The sequence below is a fragment of the Bradyrhizobium cenepequi genome (assembly GCF_020329485.1).
Taxonomy (GTDB): Bacteria; Pseudomonadota; Alphaproteobacteria; order Rhizobiales; family Xanthobacteraceae; genus Bradyrhizobium; species Bradyrhizobium cenepequi.
Map to the genome: position 1 here is coordinate 1 of NZ_JAGKJI010000141.1, position 1,489 is coordinate 1,489.

Sequence of the window (1,489 nt, forward strand, 5' to 3'; positions counted from 1 at the left end):
CTAGGGCATCTACACGTTTGCCGGGCCGTATACGAGGATTTGGAAGCGAGCCATTCCCATGTGGAAGGTGATTGGTCCAGGTGGGCGATGCGAGGCGTAGCCGGTCCATCCGCCGAGCTTTGCGATGATCCAAGCCGCCCAGGCGACAGTGTTGGGGCGATGGTGGTTCTTCTGGAGCTCGGTCCGGCCTTTCAGGGTTTTGTTGATGGCCTTGAGGGCTTCGATCTCGTCCGGCGTGAACACAAATTCGGCCGGCAATTCTTCGCCGCCATTGCGGGCTTGAACGAGTTGGATGACGATACATGCTACCCTGGTGGCGATCGTCACGAGTTTGATCAGGCCTTCAGCGCTGTCGAGCTGACTATCCTCGATGCGCAGACCCTGGCTCTTGAGCGAGCGAAAGAGCTGCTCGATGATCCAGCGCTGCTTGTACCAGGAGATGATCCGCCAGGCATCGGCAGCGGTGGCGAGCGGATGAGTGGTCAGGAGCAACCAATGAATGGGCTTGGCGCCCTTCGGGGGGTGCAACTCGACGACGTCCACGAAGCTGACTTTGATGCCCTCCGCCAGATCCTTCACGCCGGGGCGCTGCGGTCGTTTGAGCACAACGGTTCCGAAGCGCATGGAGAGGTGGGCCTGGCGACCGCGGCGATCCATCCGCTGCGGCAGATCGATCACTGCCTTGCCGCAGAAGCGGGCCCGCTCGACTGCCTGATAAAGCGTGCCGCCATCGACCAGCCCATGGTCGTGCATGGCGCGCGACAGGAGGTGGACATTGTCAGCGGGCGTCAGCGCCCAGTGGGCAAAGAAATCTCCCTCGCGGTCGTTGACGACGGTAATCATACGAGCAGCGGCCAGAACATCGCGGCCTTGCTCAGCGGTCGTCACCCAGCGCGCCGACTCCTTGTCGGCCAAGGCTCGCTTCTCGTGAGCGATCTTGGCCGTGCGCTTGCGCGTCCATACCTTGCCGCCGGTGAGCCCGAGACAGACCCCGCTGTCGGCATCGACCGCCATCATGGCATGCAGCAGCACGCCGCGAACATTGCCTTTGCCGACCTTGCCCAAGCCGCGCCGATGTCCCGGACGGGTGTGGAACTTGATCTCGCTGGTATCTTGGATTGACAGCACATGACGCCCGCTGACCGCGACCGACGTCTGCAGGCTCCAGCCTTCAATCAACTTGTCGGTCGTGACCTGTGGATTGTTCACAAACCGCCAGAACGCCATGTTCGCAGCCCAGTCGCCCTGCGCCATCTGGCGCAAACAGACGCTGCGCGTGCAAAGCATAGCCCGGAGAAGCGCCGCCCCCTTTTATCGAGGCGAACGTCTCCAAACTTACCGAGGGACAAATCCGGTTCCTGCTGCATCTCTGGCGCTCCTTCGAATCAAAGCGCCAGAGAGAGAATCATACAAACGCTGCGGCGACGGCACATCATGCCGGCCCGAGTCAATCTGTCGCGTCCCAAAGATGTGTAGATGCCCTAGCGCG

Annotated in this window: 1 protein-coding gene; it reads right to left on the minus strand. The window is 61.7% G+C overall.

Translation table 11 applies throughout. From position 1 onward, the window contains the following. Positions 1–9 precede the first annotated feature (9 nt). Positions 10–1,254 carry an IS4 family transposase gene (locus tag J6497_RS40530; protein WP_225709729.1) on the minus strand — a complete coding sequence of 415 codons (1,245 nt, stop codon included), beginning with the start codon at positions 1,252–1,254 and terminating at the stop codon, positions 10–12. Positions 1,255–1,489: the final 235 nt, after the last annotated feature.